This is a genomic window from Acinetobacter sp. 226-1 (assembly GCF_030329325.1).
In the GTDB taxonomy this organism is placed as follows: Bacteria; Pseudomonadota; Gammaproteobacteria; order Pseudomonadales; family Moraxellaceae; genus Acinetobacter; species Acinetobacter sichuanensis.
The window spans coordinates 48404-70786 of the sequence record NZ_JACANU010000003.1 but is presented as its reverse complement, the minus strand read 5'-3'; the positions used below and the strand labels follow the sequence as shown (position 1 = coordinate 70786).

Sequence of the window (22383 nt, the reverse complement as noted above, 5' to 3'; positions counted from 1 at the left end):
ACGGGTTCATAGACAATAAGCAGTTGCTTCAATTTCTATCAGCATGCTAGGTAGTGCAAGACACGGAACAGGAATTAATGTGCAAGCTGGAAAAGGATGATCTTTCCACAAAAGCTGCATTTCCTGAATTAAAAACTGATGCTTTTTAGGGCTATGATCAACCACTAAAATACGTAACATCGCGATATCCAAAAAATGAGCATCAACGTGTTCTAAAGCATGTTGTAAGTTGAGAAATGCTTGATGGGTTTGTTCAGCAAAGTCTCGAGACAATTGTCCTTGTTGGTTTTCACCACCTTGTCCTGAAATATGAAGAATACGCAAAAAATGCTTCACTTCAGCGATGTGACTATACGCAAATGCGCGTGGGTTATAAAGTGTATTTGGATTAATTAAAGTAAAGGCTTGAATACGAGAAAGTGAGGATTTTGAGTGCATGATTATAAGTCTTTGGTTCATTTTAAAGTTTTGCTAGTATCAAAGCTCAAGTTAACTTGAGGTCAAGCAAAAAATGGAAAAACAAGATTTAAATACATGGCTAAGTATTGGTGAGTTGGCAGAAAGAAGTGGTGTTAGTGTTGCAACAATAAGATTTTATGAAGAAAAACAACTGATTTGGAGTACACGCACACAAGGTAATCAGCGGCGTTATCTAAGAGCTATGTTACGCCGTATTGCTATTATTAAGGTCGCGCAACAAGTGGGTATCAGCTTACAGCAAGTGCATGAGGCATTTTCAGTTTTACCTAAACAACAAATTGCTAGCAAAAAAGATTGGGCAAAAATGTCGAGCACTTGGCAGCAGCAGCTTGATGAAAAAATTATCTCACTTTTACAATTACGCAATCAATTAGATAAATGCATTGGTTGCGGTTGCTTATCTTTACAACAGTGTCCCCTCCGTAATCCCGATGATCAACTCGCAAAACAATCTGCTGGGGCACACTTTGCACATGTATTAATGACTTTATTGGAAAAAGAAAGTTCTGAACATGAACGCTCAGATGATCAATTGTGAATGGTGAATCATGCCTTTTTTACCCAGCCAAAACGGGCGATTATGCTCACCATGCCCAAACCAATCACACTGATAGAGCGGGATTTGTAGTGCTTCTAAATGCTCATTAAAAATTTCTATGAGGCTATGCGGGACATTTTTTTGTGGGCAATGATAAAAGTCACCTAAAACAACTGCTTTTAATAATGAAATATCTATACTTTGTAAAAGTTGTACAAAAGAGCGTTCAATTCGATAATAAGGTTCGCCAACATCTTCAAGCATCAAAATAGAGGCTTGGTTGAGCTTTAAGCTGTCAGGTGTGCCTTGTAAAGTACTGAGTACGGTGAGATTTCCACCTAAAACTTTTAAGTTTTCTATTTCAAAATGCTGAGCAAATGAATTGAGTGCAATTAAAGGATAATGATTAACCGTATCGTGATGTAATAAGGCAATGGTTTTTAGTGCATCTGTAGATAAAAGTGTATTGTGCAAATTTTTACAGGCAATTTCCTGAAATACAGGTGCATGAATTGCTGCTCCGTCATGTATAGCAATATAATTTAATAAAACAGTACTATCTGAATAACCAATAATCGGTTTATTCATGATCCAACTTCCTAAATATGGCAAAAGCATCGCTGCGCCTGTTCCACCACGTGCACACCAAATCGCATCAATGTTTGGATCTGTACATGCTGTTTTTAAATCTTGAATACGTTGTTCCACAGTGCCAGCAAGATAACGATGCTGTGCAAAAACATGCTCAGCTAAACTCACTTGATGCCCTAAACGCTCTAATTGATTTTGTGCAAGCTCAATTTTATCAGCTTCTACACACGCACTTGGCGCAACAATTTGAAAATGCATAATTTACCCAGATTATTGTGCGAGTTTCTTCTTAGACAGGGTAATCATCATGACACCAATGATATTCAAGATGCAACCTAACCATTGAATCCCATTCATATGTTCGCCTAATAATGCAACAGCAAGAATAATAGTTAAAATAGGACCAATTGAACCAATCATTGCAGACTGTGCTGCGCCTAAACGAGAAATACTCTGTGCGATTAAAATAGTCGGTAAAACGGTGACCAAAAGCCCAAGCGCGATGCCATACCAAACAATTTGACTAGGCAGTTGTGCTAATAATACAAAGGGTTGTGGTGTGACAACCAGAAAATGAGTCAAAGTCCCAATACACGCAACACTTAAAGCGAGCCCTGTATAATTCCAAGAACCAAAACGTACAATTAAACGCGGTGTTAATAATAAGTAGGCTGCAAAGCTTACAGCACTCGCAAAAACTAAACTTACACCGAGCCAAAAATTACCTTCATGTGCAACCGTGCTTTGTTCTTGGAGCATCACAATCACAGTACCGCCATAACTTAGTGCAATGGCAAAAATACTTTTAAAATTTAACTTTTTCTTATAAATCGCACAAGAAGCAAGCACTGTTAATGTTGGATATAAAAATAAAATAATACGTTCTAATGACGCACTAATATACATTAATCCTGAAAAATCTAACCAGCTTGAAAAGTAATAACCCAGTAAACCCGCGAAAACTAATAAGCCCCAGTCTTTGGCAGATAAATCACGACTATGATGCCGATTTAGCCAGCAAATCAGTAAGAAAAAAGGTAATGCACTTGCCATGCGTAAAGCCATTAATACCGTTCCATCCACTAGAGGAGAGAGGGCATAAGCTTGTTTAATGAAAATTGCTTTGGTACTAAATAAAAATGCAGCACCTAAAGCAAATAAAGATCCTAATTGCACACTCGATAATGAGATTTTCATATGATGATTATGATCCAAAAGAATGCATCAAAGATGCCATCACTTTAGTATAAAGAGTCTCAATTTAGAGATGAAATGCAAAAAAAGAATTAATCCCATCAAAATAAGGAATAGGAAATTGATGTATGTACACAATATTTTTTCAAGATGCTGCAAAGTACAAATAACGATTTAAAAAAGCACAAATTTGGATGTAAATAATAATGCACTAAAAATGTGCATGTTATGCCAAAGTGTTTCAGGAACGCCGATTAGTCATCATCTGGCAAAATGGCAAATAAAAAAAATAATTTTTTTTTGTTGTTTAAATTATTGCCCCAATCTAAAAATAAAATGATTTCACACAAGTACTTTTATTTATTAATTAAATTAAAAAAAGTAATGATAAGTTGTTTACATAATTGACAGTTTTTGAGTAAAAATAAGTCAATAAAATCACCCATCAATCACGGTAAAATTGTCAAAAAAGCTAATTTATAAAAAATGGTTTATAAAAAGCTTGTTTTCTAAATAAATATCTAAAACTTATTAAGTTCAATTTTATAACGCTAAATGTAGTTAGAGCCAATTGAGGTTTGATGATTTTGTTGCAATAGGAAAAATGCTCAAAATAAAAATGGGAAATTTCATTTAAAAATTTCACTTTTGATAAAAAAATAAGCAAAAAATCCAAAATGGTATTAACTTAAATAAATGTTGGGTATGTCATAAAATGATAAATGTGAATCATGAGTTCAAAATATGGGTATTTATTAAATAAATATTGGGTAGTATTTTAAAAAAGTTCAATTAGAATCCAAAAATTCAGAACAAAATGCATCTAGGGGGAAACATCGTAACCACGATGTTTACTTGAAGAAAAAATTAGCTTGAGGGACGCTCATGCAGATCGGAATCCCAACCGAAACTGTTCTCGGTGAAAGTCGTGTAGCTGCTACACCAGAAACAGTAAAAAAGTTGATCAGTGCTGGTCATAACGTAGTCATTGAACGTGGAGCAGGTAAAAAAGCTGCTTATATTGATAGTGCTTACGAACAGGTCGGTGCAAAAATTACGGATGATGCCTATGCAGGTAGTCAGCTTGTTTTGAAGGTTCGTGCTCCACAAGGCAATGAAATTCAAAAACTTGCACCTAATACAACCATTATTGCAATGTTTGATCCGTATCGTAACCCTGACCTTGACCAGTTTGCTTCACAACAAGTATCTGCATTTGCGTTAGAGCTTTTACCACGAACATTATCTCGTGCGCAAAATATGGATGTACTGTCATCTCAAGCAAACTTAGCGGGTTATAAGTCGGTACTTTTAGCTGCTGCGGAATATCAACGTATGTTCCCAATGCTAATGACTGCGGCGGGTACAGTAAAGCCTGCACGTATTGTCATTATGGGTGTTGGTGTCGCAGGTTTACAAGCCATTGCAACGGCGAAACGTTTAGGTGCTGTGGTAGAAGCAACTGACTTACGCCCAACAGCTCGTGATCAAGTCGAATCACTTGGTGGTAAGTGGTTAGACGTGCCAATGTCAGATGAAGAAAAGCAAAAAGCTGCCGATGCTGCTAAAAATGGTTATGGATGGATGCCAGGTGAGCAATATATCAAAGACCAAGCCATCATCGTAGATAAAGCTGTTTCAAATGCTGATATCGTGATTACAACTGCTTTATTACCAGGTCGCGATGCACCACGTTTAATTAAAGCTGAAACTGTTGCCAAAATGAAACCAGGTTCAATCATCCTTGATATGGCGGTTGAAACAGGTGGTAATGTTGAAGGCTCGAAATGTGGTGAAAATGTTGTAACAGATAATGGCGTGACTATTTTGGGTATCCCAAATATTCCTGCAACTGTTTCGACAGAAGCTTCAGCATTGTATGCACGTAACGTGTTTAATTTCGTAGAAACTTTATTTGATCAAGATAAAAACTTTAAATTGAATCAAGAAGACGAAATTCAAAAAGCACTTCTAGTAACACATGGCGGTCAAGTACTGCTCAAACGTGGTTAAGGAGAGTCATCATGGTTGAAACTATTACTATTTTCGTCTTAGCCATTTTTGTTGGTTACTACGTGGTTTGGGGTGTAACGCCTGCATTGCATACACCGTTAATGGCGGTAACCAATGCATTGTCATCTATTATTATTGTGGGTGCAATGATTCAAACCGTAGGTATTCCTGGTGTTGTTGATGCCAACGTACAATTTCAAGATATCAATGTTGTAAGTGTGCTTGGTGCAGTTGCTGTGTTCTTGGCAAGTATTAATATTTTTGGTGGTTTCGCAGTGACTGCGCGTATGCTTGAAATGTTTAAGCCAAAACAAAAGAAAAAAGAGGGCTAATCCATGGAATTCATTAAAGAATATGCAGATTGGTTTTACCTGATTGGTGCTGTCCTTTTTATCTTAACTTTACGTGGTCTTTCAGGTCCTAAAACTGCGATTCAAGGTAACCGTTACGGTATGGTTGCAATGGCAATCGCTGTCATCACAACCTTCTTTGTTGCTGACCATCCTGTGATTTGGATGATTGGTGGTGCAATGGTGCTTGGTGCGGTTGTTGGTATTGCTCGTGCACGTACAGTTCCAATGACACAAATGCCTGAAACAGTGGCTTTAATGCACTCATTGGTCGGTTTGGCTGCGGTATTGATTGCAATTGCTGCGATCCTACATAACAACCAACTTACAGTGTTATTTGCTGAAAATGAATCTGCTTTAACTGCTGCGGGTGTTCAACATGCGCATATGAGCAAAGTTCACTTATTTGAATTATTTGTCGGTTGTTTCGTTGGTGCGATTACATTCACAGCTTCAGTATTTGCTTATGGTAAATTGGCTGCGAAGAAATGGGCAAAAACGATTTCTGGTGGATGGGTTAAACCTGTTCAAGCGGTCATTTTCCTTGCAATGTTGGCGTGTGGTGTTTACTTCTTCACGACAGGCAATATGCAAGCATTCTGGGCAATGACTGCACTTGCACTGGTATTTGGTTGGGTTTGGATTGCACCAGTAGGTGGCGGTGATATGCCAGTGGTGGTTTCACTTCTTAACTCATTCTCAGGTTGGGCTGCTGCAGGTATTGGTTTTACACTTGAAAACAACATGTTGATCGTTGCTGGTTCGCTCGTTGGTTCTTCAGGTGCAATTCTGTCTTACATCATGTGTAAAGCGATGAACCGTTCAATCATCAACGTATTGTTTGGTGGTGCAATGGGTGGTGCTGCAGTTGCTTCTGCTGACAAAGGTGAGCAAGTTCAACGTAACTACCGTTCAGGTTCTGCAGATGATGCTGGCTTCTTGATGTCAAATGCAGACAGCGTTGTGATTGTACCTGGTTATGGTATGGCGCAAGGTCGTGCTCAAAATGCAGTAAAAGAATTATGTGAATTACTTAAAGAACAAGGTGTAACTGTTCGTTTTGCAATTCACCCTGTTGCTGGTCGTATGCCTGGTCACATGAACGTCCTTCTTGCAGAAGCAGATGTTGCTTATGAAGACATCTTGGAAATGGATGAGATTAACTCAGATTTCCCTGCAACAGATGTTGTACTTGTGATTGGTGCAAATGACGTTGTTAACCCTGCTGCAAAAGATGATCCAACATCACCGATTTATGGTATGCCGATTCTTGAAGCACATAAAGCACGTACCATCATGGTGATCAAGCGTTCTATGGCGACTGGTTATGCTGGTCTAGATAATGACTTGTTCTATAACGAAAAAACTATGATGATCTTTGGTGATGCGAAGAAAGTTGTTGAAGATATGACGAAAGCGATTAATGGCGGCGGTCACTAATTTATACTTCAAAATCCCTCTTTTCTAAAGTGGGATTTGGGAAGATCTAAAACCACCTTCGGGTGGTTTTTTATTGATATTATTTTTAGTCTTCATCAAAGAAAACTAGATATCGCGGCAATAATTTTTTTGATATAAAAGAAGTGTGATCAAGATCTTAAAAAGATAAATTTTATGTAAACTATTTATATGAGAATGACCATTTGGTAAAATATGAAAAATTCCACTTAAATAAAAAATGAAAATGTAATTTAAAAAATATGGGGAATAATTGTTTTAACCAAGCAAGTTTAAATTAAGGCTTAAGGGGCATTCTAAAATTAGAATGGTAATTTAGAGAGTATGGATAGGGTTAAAATAACAGATGAAGCAATTATATCTCTATTTGGTACTATTATTTAGCTCATCACAAACATATAGCTTAACAACGGTCTCACCTGCACAATTTAATGCAATCAATACATTTTCTGATATTACACTGATTGTTTTAGGAACATTGTTTGTATTATTAATGCAAGCAGGTTTTGCTGTGATCGAAGGAGGCTATGTCAAAAATTCAAGAGCGATTTATAATCTAGGGATCAGTTATTTATCTGCTATTTTAGGTAATACTTTATATATTATTTTTTGTTTTCTATTGGTGTTTTTTGGCATATGGCAAACAGAAAATCAAAGCAATCATATTCAAATGTACTGGTGGCAATGGCAAATTTTTATTTTCTATATTTTAATGTCATCCACTATCACCACAATCGTAGGTCGAATTATTCCAATAAATATGTCGTCTAAAGTATATTGGATTGTGGGCTTACTTGTTTCAGGTGTCATTTTTCCAATATTAAGTGTTTCAGCTTGGGGGGATATTATTTTTAATTGGCATTGGTTAAAAGATTTGGGTTTTATTGATTATGCAGGAGCAACAGTCATTCACTCATTTGCTGCATGGACCGTTTTAGCGGGTTATGTGGTTTTTAATCAATATCATCAAGATTATCCAAAGGAAACACATTATATATTTCAAGATCAAAAAATGTTGATTTTTTCACTGGCAGGTTTTGTTTTGTGGTTGGCTTGGTCGTGTTTAAACGTCGCATTTATTACAGGAATGACCATAGATATTATTACTGTATTAATTAATATTATTTCTGTTGTTTTTGGAGTATGTGTTGCTACCTTGGGCTATTTAATTTTAAAACCTCAAAAGTTTAAACGTGCCACTCTGATTAAAGCGCTTTTTGGTGGTTTAGTAGCGATTACCGCAAGTTGTGGCTTAGTGAGTATGAGTATTGCTTTTATTATTGGCTTTGTTGCAGCTTTAATGACGTGTTTATTGCCTAAATTACTCAAGCGTTGGATTCGAATTAGAAGTGTTGCTGATGTGATCGTGATTCATGGCTTGTGTGGTGTATGGGGAACCTTAGCTGTGATCATGAATCAATTTGACAACTCTATTGTAGAAGTGAGTTGGAAATATCAGATTTTTGGGATTTTATTTACTTTTTTCTTAGGTTTTGGTTTGATGTACGTTATTTTTAAGCGAATTGCTTTGCATCCAAATTTAATGAATACCGAATAAAAAAAATAAGAATAAAAAAGCGACCATGAGGGTCGCTTTTCCGTTTTTTATGCTTAGGCAACATGTTCAGGTGTTGTACGCCATAAACTTTCAAGATCGTAAAATTTACGTGCAGTAGGTAGCATGACATGAACAACGATCAAATCTAAGTCGATTAGGATCCATTCAGCATCACGTTCGCCTTCAACACCAATCGGGCGAAAACCTGCTTTACGTGCTTCTTCTGCAACGTTGTCAGCAAGTGCTTTAACATGACGTGTTGATGTACCGCTTGCAATCACAATCGCATCTGCGACATTACTGATTTTGCTAACATCAAGTTCAAGAATATCTTTGGCTTTTACATCGAGTAGAGCTTCGTGTACAACTTTTAAACAAGTTTGCACATCTTGTTTGTGAGAATTCATTGCAAGTTCGAGAGAATTAGAAGCGCTGGGTGATGGTTCTAAATTCATATAAGGTATATTTTCCAGACAATAACTCATCGTCTAATATACCGCCTTTACTAAAAAAATTCAAATTTATACCTATAAATATTGTGGATATTTTTTAAGCGTTTATATTTGTGAGTGATCAGTAAAGTATTTGTTTTTCCATGCAAATGATTGATTAGAGTCAACTTGTGGTTTGTATTCAGCTGCGATATAACCTGTATATGGACTTTGTGCTAACCATTGGAAAATTTCTGCATAGTTAATTTGTGCTGTATCTGGCTCATGTCGCCCAGGACAGTCCGCAAATTGAATATGTCCAATCCACTCCAGATTTTCTTGTAGTGCAGCTAAAATATTTTCGCCCATCATTGCCATATGATAACAATCATATTGCATTTTTAATGCAGGATGTTGGACAGCTTCAAGCATCTCTTGAGCTTGAGCAATATTTTGCACTAAAAAGCGTGGCATATCTGTGCCGTTAATCATTTCAAATACAGGTTGAATATTATGCTCAGTGCAAAGATGACAAGCCAGTTTTAAATTGCTAGAGAGTGTGTTTAAGCATGGGAGCAGGTCTGCATCTAGAGGTTGTTTTCCTGCTAGGATATTGATACTACTGACTTGCAATGACGTTGCATATTCAATCGCTTTTAATAATGCGTGATGAAACTCGAGTTCTTTTCCAGGTATGCCCGCTAGACCATTGCCACCTTGCATTAAATCACCTGCAGGTACATTAATGAGGCAAAGCGTAAGTTGATGACGCTCTAATTGTGTTTGAATATCTTGAATACTGAGTTCATAAGGAAACTGAATTTCGACATGTTTAAAACCATGTTGATGTGCTAAGGCAAAACGTTCTATTAGGGGAACTTCAGTAAAAATCATAGAAAGATTTACTGCGAGTTTGCTCATCATTTTGCTCCATGCAAATTACGTATAGGCTGAACGATAACGTCAATTTTATTTTTGAATTTCAACATGCTTAATCACAGTTGCTAAATCTGCATCAGCATAACCATTCTTTTGGTGTGCTTGCAATTGCGACAAGGCTTTTTTAGCAACAGGAATTTCTAAATTAAACTTTTTAGCTAAACTCACAGCATTATTTAAGTCTTTAGATAAAGTTTGCACTTTCCACTGCACAGGCTCGAAATGATGTGTTGCCATACGTGGTGTTAAAATTTGAAAAGGTTTAGAGTCAGCAAAACCACCTGCAAGAGCAGGTGCTAATAAAGTTGTATCAACACCTGCCTGTTCTGCAAGTGCGACTGCCTCAGCAATTAGGGTGCTATTCGCGGCAACGATCAATTGATTACAAATTTTAGTGGCTTGTCCCGTACCTGTTTCTCCCATACGAGTGACACGTTGTGAAAGTACATTATAAATAAGTGTAAGGCTTTGAATGATTTGTGCATTACCGCCTGCAAAAATAACTAAAGTACCATTTTCAGCACCAGCCGTCCCACCCGAAACTGGGGAATCAATCCAAATAACATGATGCTGATTTGCTTGATTTGCAAGATGAATCGTTTGATCTACAGAGAGACTAGAAAAATCGACAATCACTTGTTTGGCTTGGAGATGAGGTTTAATTTGATTAAAGACCGCTTCTACAGCTTGATCATCAGCAAGACAGCTAAGAATGATTGGGTATTGTGCAATATTCTCAAGCTGTAGAGCATGTGCGCCAATGTCAATCAAGGGTTCACATGCACTTGCAGTACGATTCCATACTGCAACATGAAAGCCTGCTTGAACTAGACGAGTTGCCATACGACTACCCATTAAGCCCATACCTAAAAAAGCAATTTTGTGCTGTTGATCAAAACTCATAGTACCAATCTCAAAACGGTTCCTTGTAAATTATTTAAATTGGCGTGGTAAAAATTGTACTTCTGGATTTTTATCCTTTTTACGTGCCAATTGACTATTTTTACCTAAAAGTAGCTTTAATTGCCAAATTTTTTCTAAACGTAATGCTTTTTTAGGTGCATGTTCCATCGCATCTAATACGCGTTTAGCTGCCATTAAAGCATCAGGTGAACGTTGTAGCATTTCTTTTGCAATTTGTTGTGCTTTTTCTAATGGTGCAGCGTCAACATGTGTGACTAAGCCAATTTCTTTAGCATAATGACCATCAAAAATACGCGCAGTTAAGGTCAGTTCTTTGGCTAAATCTATACCAATAACCCCTTTAATTGAACGCGATAAACCCATATCTGGTACTAAGCCCCAACGACTTTCCATGATGGACATTTTGGTATCAGGATGGCTGATACGAATATCCGCAGCTAATGCCAATTGCATACCTGCACCAAAGCAAAAACCTTCAAGTGCAGCAATAACAGGAACGGGTAATTCTTGCCAAATCAAAAAAGCTTTTTGAAATAAACTTTGTCCAGGTTTGATAAGTTCCCAAGCAGCATAAGCTGTATTTTTAGGATTGTTTAAATCGGCAAGGTCAATGCCTGCACTAAAGACTTGCGCTTCACCAGTTAAAATGACACAACGAATGCTGCGATCTTTTTTGATTTTTTGAGCAGTGCTCACTAACTCGCGCAGTAAAGCAAAGCTCATTGCGTTACGTTTATCTGGACGGTTTAGGTAAACCGTTGCGATTCCATCTTTTTTTTCAATTCGTAATAATGACATCGTTTTTTACTCTTATTGCCTTGTAACGCAGCATAGCATGGAGTGAGCTTTTACATCGTGACAGTGCAGTCACAGAAAAAATTAATTTGAATGATTTAAAATTTGCTGTGCGGCAGCTTCTACTTCGTGTATGACCAATTGCAAATGATCTAGTCGTTGTAAGGTATCTTGAATGAATGTTTCATCTGCTTTACGACGTTCTTTTCTGAGTGTTGAAATAAACTGTTCAAACTCGCCTGTAATACGTTGTAATTTTGGTGTGCCGACATAGCGAGTTGCGCCATATAAACGATGAAGCACATGCTCAAGCTGTGGAAAATCCTCTAATTCAATCAACTGAGAGATTTCATCGAGTTCCGTTGGAAAGCTATCGACCAGCATTTTAAGTAAATCTTGTGCCAAATCTTCTTTATTTGCGGCTAAGGCTAAGCTTTGTTTCCAATCTAAAATGTCAGGATCAAGCGCTTCAACGTAAACATTATTTTCGTTGGTTTGCTGTGGTTGAGCAAATTGATCAGATGTCCATTCAGTTAAAATTTGAATTAATTGTTCGACTTGAATTGGTTTGGTTACATAGTCGTCCATGCCGACTTTTAGAAGTTTTTGCTTTTCATCTGCTAAAGCATGTGCTGTAAGTGCAATGATTGGCATACGCATACCATCAAGCGTAGATTCTAATGAGCGAATCGCACGTGTTGTATCAATTCCAGACATAACAGGCATTTGAATGTCCATGAAAACCAAGTCATATGGTTTTAAACCTTGTTCAATACGTTGCTGAATGGTGCTTAGGGCTTCTTGTCCACTTTGTACTTTGGTTGTTTTAACATTGAGTTCAGCGAGTAATGCTTCAAGTACAATCAAGTTCGGTAAATGATCATCCACTGCTAAAATATGTAAATTACGCTCTTTAAAATCTTTGTGCTCTTCAGGACTAAATATAGGTTGATTGCTTAAAAGTTGAATCACTCCTGAACGACTTAAAGGTTGATAAAGTGGACGTGCACGATATTCATGTAACATATTTGGCTCTAAGGTCATTTGATAGCCATAAACAGCTAAATTACCTTGATAACGCCCACGAATTTCGCGTAATAAAGCTTCAGTATCGCCGCTATGATCTACAATCAGCCAAGTGTTTTCAGGCAGTTTAGATAAACCATTTAAACGGCTAAATAAATCTAAAATTGACTGTGCTTCAGTATGAACGACTTGATAGTCTTCTAAATAATGACGTAAAACATTTGCTGTTGCAGGATGTGCTAAGAATGACAATACATGCATATCTTTAAACACTGGATGAATAATTTCTTCATTTTCATCCACTTGGAACATTGCGGTAAACCAGAATGTTGAGCCTTTTTCTGTAGGTGCACGTTCTTGGTTATCTTCAAAGCCAATTTGACCTTGCATTAAGTGAACCAATTGTTTTGAAATTGCTAAACCTAAACCTGTTCCGCCAAATTGACGGGTTACGGATGCATCGCCTTGAGAGAATGATTCAAATAATTTCTTACGATCTGTGCCACTGAGACCAATACCGCTGTCTTGCACACTAAAATGCAATAAGCATTGTCCAATATCATCATGTTCCATACGAACACGAACAATGATTTCACCATCAGGGGTAAATTTAATGGCATTGGAAATAAGATTGGTCAAAATTTGCTTAAAGCGTAAAACATCACCATTGACATGCTTAGGAACGGTATCATCATAGTAAAATGCCATTTCTATTTGTTTTTGTGCAGCCAACGGCGACAACATGTCCATGACATCGAAAATTGCTTCTTCAAGGTCAAAAGGTGCAGTTTCGAGTTCTAATTTTCCAGCATCAATTTTAGAAAAGTCGAGTACATCGTTAATCAGCGCCAATAAATGAGCAGAAGATTTTCGAATCGTTTGTAAGTACAAGTTTTGATCATTACTAAGATTATCTTGTCTTAATAACAGATGAATAAAACCATCAATACTGTTTAGGGGTGTACGTAATTCATGGCTGATATTGGCTAAAAATACTGACTTGGCTTGGTTTGATGAAATCGCTTGGTCACGTGCTTGTTTGTAAGTAATGTTTTGTACTTCTAAGGTGTCTAAAGTACGTCTTAAATCATCTTCGGTTTGTTCAGTATGTTCTTTTAGCTCTAGAAAACTAAAATGTAAGCGTTTCACAACATTCGCAATATCTCGCTGTAATAAACGTAACTCACCTGTACTGTTAATCACCATATGTTGGTCAAGCGTATCGGCATTTAAACGTTGTAATTGCATGCGAATTTCGTACATTGGTGCGATCCAACGACGAGAATAGAAATTTAGACAGAGCAACAATAAAAGTAACGTAAATAATGCTGTGGTAATGAGCACGATCATCACACGATAATGCGCTATTTCTAAAGGTTGATTATCCAGTTCAATGCTTAACCAAATGGGTGCATGAGCATCTTCAGTTTGAAGGCGAATCGCATAAATATTATTGTGTTGGTTGGATAATGGTCCTACAAAGCTTCCTTGTTGCGGAAGTTTGGGCCATGCTTTTCTATTTTGATAACCGACATTGAGTAAAGTTTGCTGATTAGGTAAAACAATCGCTGCACGAATAAGATATTTTTCATTAAAAATATGTTGGAGAATATTTTCAGCTTGTGGTCTATATTTGGGATTTGCTTGTACTAGACGAACGAGTTGTTCTGCGGTTGCTTGATAGCGACTTAAAATTGCAATAGCGGCATAACGTTGATTGGTTTTAGCAGCATTAGACGTTTCTTTCATGACCAAAAGTGCGCCGACGCAGGCTAAGACCATAATAGGTACAAAAATCAACGCAATTAACTGTCCATATGCGTGATTAAGTTTGAGACGTTTAAATAATTTTTTATTGAAATTCGACATGCATCAAGCCAAGACCTTCCCCGTAATGAGAATATTAACATGCTTTAATCGTCCTACATGAAATTATGATAAAGATCATGAAAAAACATCTTGCTTAAATATTGTTTATGCTGTTTTAGAGATAAACTTATCATTTCTAATTCTAAGTTGCTTTGAAATTATTTTATATTATTCATTTTATTTGAAAAAATACTTTTAAGACATTGAAGTACACCCAAGTTTTATGTGCTGAGTTTGATCATTCTCATCAGAATTCAGTGGAAAGCAGTGCAGGGTGTTTTATTTTTTCATACAATACGCGCACCTCGATCTAGGTACATACCATGAGTAATACACAAGTTGATTTCTTAGCAGACGATTTTTTATTAGACCATTATGTCGGTAAGACGCCATTGGTGCGTTTACAACGTCTGGCAAATCATACTCAAGCAACGGTGTTGGCGAAACTTGAAGGAAATAATCCAGCAGGTTCAGTGAAAGACCGTCCAGCATATAACATGATTATGCAAGCTGAAAAACGTGGGCAAATTCAGCCAGGTGATACCTTGATTGAGGCGACGAGTGGAAATACAGGTATTGCTTTAGCAATGGTTGCTGCAATGCGTGGCTACAAAATGCGTTTGATTATGCCTGCTGCCTCAAGTCAAGAGCGTAAAGATGCAATGCGTGCTTATGGTGCAGAGTTAATTGAAGCTGCAAGCATGGAAGAAGCACGTGATCTGGCTTTGCAAATGGAACAAGAAGGGCAAGGTCTGGTTTTAAATCAGTTTGGTAATCCAGATAATGTTGAAGCACATTACTTAACAACTGGTCCAGAAATTTGGCAACAAACTGAAGGTAAAATCACCCATTTCGTGAGTTCTATGGGAACAACAGGCACGATTATGGGGATTTCAAAATATTTGAAAGAGCAAAACCCAGAGATTCAAATTGTGGGTTTACAGCCATCTGAAGGTTCAAATATTGCTGGTATTCGTCGTTGGCCTCAGGAATATTTGCCGACTATTTTTGATCCAAAGCGTGTCGATCGCATTATGGATATTCCACAAATCGAAGCTGAAAAAACAGCACGTGCTTTAGCACGTAAAGAAGGAATTAGTGCAGGCACTTCATCAGGTGGAGCCGTGTGGGCATCAGTGAAAATTGCTGAAGAAAATCCAAATGCTGTGATTGTCTGTATTGTGTGTGATCGTGGTGATCGTTATTTATCTACAGGTTTATTTTCAGTTGAAGACTAAAACCAATATTTGACTCAAGTTGACCTGTTATTTTATCGCGGTGCATTGTTTCTTTGTTGAAACTCGGGTTAATGTGTAAAATAATTTAAGTCATGATGAGAATGTTTTAGTTATGCGTTTACCCGTACTAGTTTTTGATATAGAAACGTTGACTGACCATCGTTCAGGTGCACATTTGTACGGGTTGGATTTGCCTGAAGAAGATCTTGAACAGGCTTTGATGAAAATCCGTCGCCAAGAATCAGGTATGGATTTTCAACGTTTACCCTTACATGAAATTGTGTGTATCTCAGGTTTTTGGCTTGATGAAAATGGTACAATGAAACTCTTTTCATTTAGCCAAGAACATTTTTCTGAAGCTGAAATTTTAAAGAAATTTTTATCTATTTTTGATAAACGTCATCCAACTTTAGTGAGTTGGAATGGTTCACAGTTTGATTTACCTGTGATTTTATTCCGTGCAATGTATCATGGTTTATCGGCACCGAGTTTATTTGATCAAGGTGAGATTGATACGCAAAAACGTTATAATAACTACCAAAATCGTTATCATCATCGTCATGTCGACTTAATGGATGTGATGGCAATGTTTAATGGTCGACATTTTCAAAAATTAGATGATATTGCACATTTACTTGGTTTTCCTGGTAAGCGTGGTATCAAAGGTTATTTTATTCCTGAATATGTCAAAACCAAACAATGGCTCAAGTTGACCAGTTATTGTGAGGGTGATGTATTAAATACATGGTTGATTTTCTTGCGTTGGAATCTGTTAAAAGGACAAATTTCTTTATCAGATCATCAGTTATGGATTCAGGCAACCATTCATTATTTACAAGGTCAACCGCAACAAAATGAGTTTGTGCAGATTTGGCGTGAAACTTCACAAAAAACTGCATTTAGCGCATCAGATTTTCCTTCCACTACAGATTAGGTTATTCCTTTGAAACATAGAGCTAAACCTCGACCATCTCAACAACCACAGTATATTTTTAATGTTGAGAGGCTTTCACATGAGGGGCGAGGGATAGCGCGTTATGGAAATGATCCAAACCATCCACTAGAAAAACAGGGTAAAAGTGTTTTTATCCGTTTTGCATTACCCAATGAAACCGTTAAAGTGCAAATCACACGTCAAGTTTCTAAACTTGAAGAAGCGGATTGTATTGAGTTATTGGGTGAGCCACATCCGCAACGTATTGCTCCAATCTGTCCGCATTTTGGTCGATGTGGTGGTTGTAACTTGCAGCATTTACATCCCGATGAACAAATTCGTTTTAAACAAGATGTATTAAAATCACATTTGAATCATTTTGCAGGTTTAACACCTTTAGCGTGGTTAGCGCCTATTCGTTCATTAAAAGTTGATTATCGTCATAAAGCACGCATTGGTGTGCGCTATATTGCGAAAACGAAAAAACTGCTGATGGGCTTTCGTGAGTCGCAAAGTAATCAATTGATTAATATCCAAACGTGTAAAATTTTAGATCAACAATTAGATAAGGCTTTACCTGAACTGCGTGTATTACTCGAAAGTCTAACAGGCAAAGCAGACATTGGTCATATAGAATTAGCAAAAGGCGATCAAGAAATTGCGTTGTTAATTCGCCATACAGCGGATTTATCGACAAAAGATGTCAACCTATTAAAACAATTTGCGTTAGAGAAACAGTGGCAACTGTATTTTCAACCTGCGGGAAATGAGAGTTTACATCGTGTAGATGATCCTCAAGCTGCGATGCATTTACATTATAGTTTGAATGATTTTGCAATTAATTTTGCATTTAAACCGACTGACTTTACACAGGTTAATCCTACTGTAAATCCACAAATGGTAAAATTGGCATGTGATTTGCTAGATTTACAACAAGGTGAGCGTGTGCTTGATCTTTTCTGCGGTCTGGGTAATTTTTCTTTACCACTCGCTAAAAAAGTAGGGCAAACAGGCTGTGTTATTGCCGTTGAAGGCAGTGCAGAAATGGTTAAACGCGGTACAGAAAACGCACTGAAAAATTGCATAACTAATGTTACGTTTTACTCACAAGATTTAACAAAAGATTTTTCTCAAAATTCTTGGGCAAATCAAGGATTTGATGCATTATTAATAGACCCACCTCGTGCAGGGGCGGAGCAAATTATGCATTATGTACCTAAGTTTGGTGCAAAAAAAATCGTTTATGTATCCTGTGACCCTGCAACACTGGCAAGGGATGCAGGAATTTTAGTGCAACATGGATATCAGCTGAAAAAGGCAGGTGTGATGGATATGTTTACACATACAGGTCATGTTGAATCCATTGCCTTATTTGAAAAAAATGTTGAGATAAACGATTTATAATGAACTGTAGATTCACAGGAGAAAGGTATGGTCACAGTACGTGAACAACTTCCAGAACAGCTAAATGAGTTGTCTGAGGAAGCGACTGTAGAACATGCCGTAGAAGCGCAACAGGCTTTAGCGACTTGGCTAGATCGTGTACGTGGAATTTTAGACGGTGCAGAGCTGCATCAGCTTCAAGAAGTAGCTCAATTAGTTTTACAAAAAGAATTAGCGACCATGGTGAATAACCGTACCAATACCTTTGCAACAGGAATTGGTATGGCAGATATTTTGGCGCATTTACATGTTGATGAAGATACCTTATCTGCTGCTGTTTTATATCGTAGTGTACGTGAAGGTATTACCACGCTTGAAGAAATTCAAACAAAGTTTGGAGAGCATGTTTTTAACCTTGTCAAAGGCACTTTGGCAATGGGAAAACTCTCTGAACTGATTGAAAAAAATAAACGTTTAGAAGACCACTTTAATAATAACCAACGTGAACATTTGTCAGGCATTTATAAAATGCTGATTTCTGTGACTGAAGATGTGCGTGTTGTTTTAATTAAATTGGCGGAACGTACTTATGCATTGCGTGAATTGGCAAAATCACCAAGAGAGCGTCAAGAACGTGTTGCACGAGAAATTTTAACGATTTATTCACCTTTAGCGCATCGTTTAGGCATTGCTCAATTAAAATGGGAGCTAGAAGATTTAGCCTTTCGTTATTTGGCACCTGAACGCTATAAAGAAATTGCATCATTACTCAATGAAAAGCGTCTTGAGCGTGAACACTATATTCAATTTGTAGTGGATAAACTCAAAGGTGAATTGGCAGCGCATGAAATTTATGCTGAAATTTCAGGTCGAGTGAAGCATATTTATTCAATTTATCGCAAGATGAAGAGTAAAAATCTGAGCTTCGATCAACTTTATGATATTCGTGCAGTACGTGTATTGGTCAAATCGGTTCCTGAGTGTTATCACGCTTTGGGAATCGTTCATCAGATTTGGCGTCATATTCCACATCAATTTGATGATTATATTACCAACCCTAAAGCAAACGGTTATCGCTCATTACATACAGCGGTGATTGCTGAAAATAAATCGCTTGAAATTCAGATTCGTACTGTAGAAATGCATGAAGAAGCTGAGTTAGGTGTTTGTTCTCATTTTAATTATAAAGAAGGTTCTAAAACCACAGATTATTCATTTAATCATCGTTTGCATTCATTGCGCTCTGTGCTAGAGCATTATCAAGAACGTAATGAAACCAATGTGCATCCAAATGAAGATGAGAGTGAAGATTTTGAACATATTCAAGACTTTGAAGGTTTTGAAAAGATTTATGTCTTCAGTCGTGATGGTGATATTAAAGAGTTACCACGTGGTTCAACAGTATTAGACTTTGCTTATCATGTGCATACAGAGGTGGGTAATAAGTGTTATGCAGCACGTGTGAATCAGCGTTATGTGCCACTCACTTATACCTTGAAAACAGGTGAACAAGTTGAGATTTTAACCAAAAAAGATCGTGAGCCTAACCGAGATTGGTTGGTCAACTCTTTAGGTTATATCAAGACAGCACGTGCGCGTGACAAGCTGCGTCACTGGTTTAGACAACAAGACCGCAGTAAAAATTTAGAAGTTGGACGTGAAATTCTCAATAAGGAGCTTTCACGTTTAGCGATTCATCCAAAAAGTATTGATTTAAGTGATTATTGTAACCACTTTAATGTCAAATCTGGCGATGACATTTTAGTTTCATTGGTGAGTGGTGATATTAGTTTACATGCATTGATTAACCAAGTTAATCGTCATATGCATTTAGATCAAGATGAACCAGAACTTGTTCTTAAACCAACACTTAATCCACGCGCAAGTCATACTTTATCGGCACATGGTATTTTAATTGATGGCTTGGATAATGTTGAACTCCATGTCGCACAATGCTGTCAGCCTGTACATGGTGAGTCTATTGCTGGATATATCACGTTAAACCGTGGTGTAAGTATTCATAAGGTTGCATGCTTAGATTACCTTCGTATGATCAAGAATGAACCTGATCGTGCTGTAGAGGCAGATTGGGAAATGCAGCCTACACGTGGGCAAAGTGTGCAAATCGTTGTTGAGGCTTATGATCGACGTGGTTTACTGAAAGACTTAACTCAAGTGATTTTTTCAGATCAGATCAATATTCGTCAGGTCAATACCATTTCTGAATCAGATGGTATTGCCAATATGAAATTATTGATTGAAGTGAAGGGCTTGGCGCAACTTTCTCGTTTGTTGGCACGTTTAGAACAACAACCAGGCATTATTAGTGCAAGACGATTAGTACAAGGCAATTAATCCATTGCTGATAAAAAAAACCTGCGTAATGCAGGTTTTTTATTTGCTGATATTGCATCAATTTTTATTTTCGACTTAAAAATATATTGCCTAAACGGTTAATGATTTGTGGACTGATACTTGAAAGTTGATACATGATTTTGGTTTTTAAGCCGATAGGATGATGGGTTTGGGTAAAAAGCGTTCCTTTACTTTGTACGAGTTTTAAGACTTGTTCAGCAATATCTTGTGGTTTTAAATCAACACCAATATTCTGAATTGAAGCTGCATCCATGTCAGCCACCATTGCTGTTTGTACAAAGAGCGGCATCACATCTAAAATACGAATTCCATATTTTTGCCATTCTACATCTAAGCCTTCTGTGATACCACGCACTGCAAATTTACTGGCAGAATATGAGATAAGATCGGGTTGCCCATAAATCGCAGAAGCAGAAGAAACATTAATGACGCGTGCAAAAGATGCCTGTTTTAAAAAAGGCAGTGCAGCATGACAGCCATTTAAAACACCATTAACGTTGACATTAATTGTGCGTTGATGTGCTTGAATATCCGTTTTTTCAAAAGCACCAGAGTATAAAATTCCTGCATTATTGACCAAAACATTGAGCTGACCTGCCCAAGCACTAAATTCTTCTAGGGCATTTTGCCATTGCGCATAATCGCTGACATCAAGCTTTCCTGCTTTGGCATGATTACCGAGTTGTGCTGCAAGATGCTGTGCTGAAGCTTCATTGATATCATAAATGCCTACCTTATAGCCTTGCTGGTAAAAAGTTCGAGCGATTGCAGCACCAATACCTTGTGCTGCTCCACTAATAAAAATACTTCGACGCATCACAACATCCTTTTTATTTTAAATATATGAATCATGTCCCAGTTGAACATAAAATACTTTTCGGTGACAAGTTTTTAGCACCATTCTTCGATATTTTGTAAATACAGGACATTTTTATGGAAAAGTTATTAGCAATCATGCAGCAATTACGTCAGGAATGTCCTTGGGATCGTGAACAAACGCCAGAATCTTTAACACGTTATGCGATTGAAGAAGCGTATGAGGTTGAGGCAGCCGTACGAATGGGCAATATGACTGATATTCGTGATGAATTAGGAGACTTGCTTTTACAAGTTGTTTTTCAGTCACAAATGTATAGTGAGCAAGGTGCTTTTGATTTTAATGATGTGGTTGAGGCGATTTGTCAAAAACTGATTCGTCGTCATCCTCATGTTTTTGAAAAAGATAAATTTGATCAATTAACACCTGATGATGTTTCACTACTTTGGCAAAAGATTAAGCAGCAAGAAAAGCAAGGCAAGGCTCAATCGCGCTTAGATGAAGTGAAACATGCACCAGCACTAGTTCAAGCTGAAAATATTCAAAAAAATGTTGCAAAAATTGGTTTTGATTTTCCAGATGCAGAACAAGCCTATAGCAAAGTAAAAGAAGAGTTAGCTGAGTTTGAAATTGCTGTAAATGCTGGGAAATCCGATGAAATGGTAGATGAATTTGGCGATTGCTTATTCTCATTGATCAATGTTGGGCGTAAACTAGGCATTTCAAGTGAAATGGCACTACTCAGTACGATTCACAAATTTAAAAAGCGCTTTGCTTTTATAGAAGATCAAGTATTACAACAAGATAAAAAATTAGAACAGATGAATTTAGAAGAATTAGATCAACTATGGGAGCAAGCCAAACAATATTTAAAACAACAGGCTTTATATGAACAACAATCTAAACCAATCGATTAATTTTTCAAAAAAAATAGTACGTTTTTCGATGATTTTATTTTTCAGTATGCTCTCAACTATGCTGAGTCATGCTGAAAAATTTGATGATAATTATGTGAAATGGAAAGAAAAACAACAAGCGCAAGATACACGCTTGAAAGGTAATGATGCAAATTATTATCTGGCAAAGCCGAATGTGACAAATAGCAGAAATAGCCAAAATCTCACAACGTCGTTGGGTTCAAAAATCAATATTAATACAGCAACTTTGGAACAATTGCAGCAGTTGAATGGCATAGGTGCGAAAAAAGCACAAGCTATTTTGGATTATCGTCAACAAAATGGAAAGTTTAAAAGTTTAGATGATTTGCAAAATGTGAAAGGAATTGGTCCTAAAATGGTGGAAAAAAACCGTGCAATGATGAGTTTTTAGGTGATTTTGAGATCGTTAAAATGATAAATTCCGTACATGATGATTGAATATTTAAAACAAGATCGAGAGAATCAAATTGCCCTTTGATTGTGTTAGAGATATCATTAGCATAATTACAATTTTCACGTCCTGACGTAGGA

General features: G+C 37.1%; 20 protein-coding genes. 11 read left to right on the top strand and 9 right to left on the bottom strand.

The annotated features are described in order from the left end of the window. Nucleotides 1-6: 6 nt before the first annotated feature. A complete protein-coding gene (locus HX124_RS06360) occupies nt 7-438 on the bottom strand; it encodes a RidA family protein (RefSeq protein ID WP_286382651.1) in 432 nt (143 codons plus the stop codon). Between the two features lie 73 nt (nt 439-511). Between HX124_RS06360 and soxR the strand changes: the two genes are divergently transcribed. Then, nucleotides 512-1018: a redox-sensitive transcriptional activator SoxR gene (gene soxR, locus HX124_RS06355; RefSeq protein WP_286375894.1), complete on the top strand. Its 507-nt coding sequence runs from the start codon at nt 512-514 to the stop codon at nt 1016-1018. On the opposite strand, the gene HX124_RS06350 is transcribed toward soxR, so the two are convergent. Together HX124_RS06350 and HX124_RS06345 are read right to left on the bottom strand one after the other, a co-directional pair. Continuing rightward, the gene (locus HX124_RS06350) at nt 1001-1867 is read right to left on the bottom strand and encodes an LD-carboxypeptidase (protein ID WP_286382649.1); all 867 of its coding nucleotides are present in this window, start codon (nt 1865-1867) and stop codon (nt 1001-1003) included. The two genes, soxR and HX124_RS06350, sit on opposite strands and share 18 nt — an antisense overlap. A gap of 12 nt (nt 1868-1879) precedes the next feature. Then, complete coding sequence (locus HX124_RS06345; RefSeq protein ID WP_286382648.1) at nt 1880-2806, bottom strand: DMT family transporter; 927 nt, start codon at nt 2804-2806, stop codon at nt 1880-1882. Nucleotides 2807-3688: 882 nt separating this feature from the next. Between HX124_RS06345 and HX124_RS06340 the strand changes: the two genes are divergently transcribed. From HX124_RS06340 to HX124_RS06325, 4 genes are all read left to right on the top strand, one after another. After that, the gene (locus tag HX124_RS06340; RefSeq protein ID WP_286382646.1) at nt 3689-4816 is read left to right on the top strand and encodes a Re/Si-specific NAD(P)(+) transhydrogenase subunit alpha; all 1128 of its coding nucleotides are present in this window, start codon (nt 3689-3691) and stop codon (nt 4814-4816) included. An 11-nt stretch (nt 4817-4827) separates the two neighbouring features. Next, nucleotides 4828-5148, top strand: coding sequence for a proton-translocating transhydrogenase family protein (locus tag HX124_RS06335; protein WP_068973100.1), 321 nt, complete (start codon nt 4828-4830; stop codon nt 5146-5148). Nucleotides 5149-5151: 3 nt separating this feature from the next. Further along, the gene (locus HX124_RS06330) at nt 5152-6606 is read left to right on the top strand and encodes an NAD(P)(+) transhydrogenase (Re/Si-specific) subunit beta (protein WP_107006719.1); all 1455 of its coding nucleotides are present in this window, start codon (nt 5152-5154) and stop codon (nt 6604-6606) included. Between the two features lie 364 nt (nt 6607-6970). Then, nucleotides 6971-8182 carry an ammonium transporter gene (locus tag HX124_RS06325; RefSeq protein WP_286382645.1) on the top strand — a complete coding sequence of 404 codons (1212 nt, stop codon included), beginning with the start codon at nt 6971-6973 and terminating at the stop codon, nt 8180-8182. A 53-nt stretch (nt 8183-8235) separates the two neighbouring features. Here the strand turns inward: HX124_RS06325 and rsfS are convergent, their stop codons facing one another. The 5 genes from rsfS to HX124_RS06300 form a co-directional block, all read right to left on the bottom strand. After that, a complete protein-coding gene (gene rsfS, locus HX124_RS06320) occupies nt 8236-8637 on the bottom strand; it encodes a ribosome silencing factor (RefSeq protein WP_107006717.1) in 402 nt (133 codons plus the stop codon). 102 nt (nt 8638-8739) lie between these two features. Further along, complete coding sequence (locus tag HX124_RS06315) at nt 8740-9534, bottom strand: hydroxypyruvate isomerase family protein (RefSeq protein ID WP_286382644.1); 795 nt, start codon at nt 9532-9534, stop codon at nt 8740-8742. A gap of 48 nt (nt 9535-9582) precedes the next feature. Then, nucleotides 9583-10455, bottom strand: a complete 873-nt coding sequence (locus HX124_RS06310) for an NAD(P)-dependent oxidoreductase (protein ID WP_286382643.1) — start codon at nt 10453-10455, stop codon at nt 9583-9585. 30 nt (nt 10456-10485) lie between these two features. After that, complete coding sequence (locus HX124_RS06305) at nt 10486-11274, bottom strand: crotonase/enoyl-CoA hydratase family protein (protein ID WP_286382642.1); 789 nt, start codon at nt 11272-11274, stop codon at nt 10486-10488. An 81-nt stretch (nt 11275-11355) separates the two neighbouring features. Then, nucleotides 11356-14166, bottom strand: a complete 2811-nt coding sequence (locus HX124_RS06300; protein WP_286382640.1) for a GacS-like sensor histidine kinase — start codon at nt 14164-14166, stop codon at nt 11356-11358. Between the two features lie 323 nt (nt 14167-14489). Between HX124_RS06300 and cysM the strand changes: the two genes are divergently transcribed. The 4 genes from cysM (at nt 14490) to HX124_RS06280 (ending at nt 20076) form a co-directional block, all read left to right on the top strand. Then, nucleotides 14490-15404: a cysteine synthase CysM gene (cysM, locus tag HX124_RS06295; RefSeq protein ID WP_107006712.1), complete on the top strand. Its 915-nt coding sequence runs from the start codon at nt 14490-14492 to the stop codon at nt 15402-15404. 112 nt (nt 15405-15516) lie between these two features. Continuing rightward, nucleotides 15517-16338, top strand: coding sequence for a 3'-5' exonuclease (locus tag HX124_RS06290; protein WP_107006711.1), 822 nt, complete (start codon nt 15517-15519; stop codon nt 16336-16338). Between the two features lie 9 nt (nt 16339-16347). Next, nucleotides 16348-17742, top strand: coding sequence for a 23S rRNA (uracil(1939)-C(5))-methyltransferase RlmD (rlmD, locus tag HX124_RS06285; RefSeq protein ID WP_286382637.1), 1395 nt, complete (start codon nt 16348-16350; stop codon nt 17740-17742). 27 nt (nt 17743-17769) lie between these two features. Further along, a complete protein-coding gene (locus HX124_RS06280; protein WP_107006709.1) occupies nt 17770-20076 on the top strand; it encodes a RelA/SpoT family protein in 2307 nt (768 codons plus the stop codon). A gap of 64 nt (nt 20077-20140) precedes the next feature. Here HX124_RS06280 and HX124_RS06275 read toward each other — a convergent pair whose 3' ends face one another. Beyond that, nucleotides 20141-20914: an SDR family oxidoreductase gene (locus tag HX124_RS06275; protein WP_286382636.1), complete on the bottom strand. Its 774-nt coding sequence runs from the start codon at nt 20912-20914 to the stop codon at nt 20141-20143. Nucleotides 20915-21030: 116 nt separating this feature from the next. On the opposite strand from HX124_RS06275, the gene mazG reads away from it, so the two are divergent. Continuing rightward, entirely contained in the window at nt 21031-21831 is an 801-nt protein-coding gene (gene mazG / locus HX124_RS06270; protein WP_286382634.1) for a nucleoside triphosphate pyrophosphohydrolase, read from the top strand. A 28-nt stretch (nt 21832-21859) separates the two neighbouring features. Further along, nucleotides 21860-22243, top strand: a complete 384-nt coding sequence (locus HX124_RS06265) for a ComEA family DNA-binding protein (RefSeq protein WP_502872703.1) — start codon at nt 21860-21862, stop codon at nt 22241-22243. Nucleotides 22244-22383: the final 140 nt, after the last annotated feature.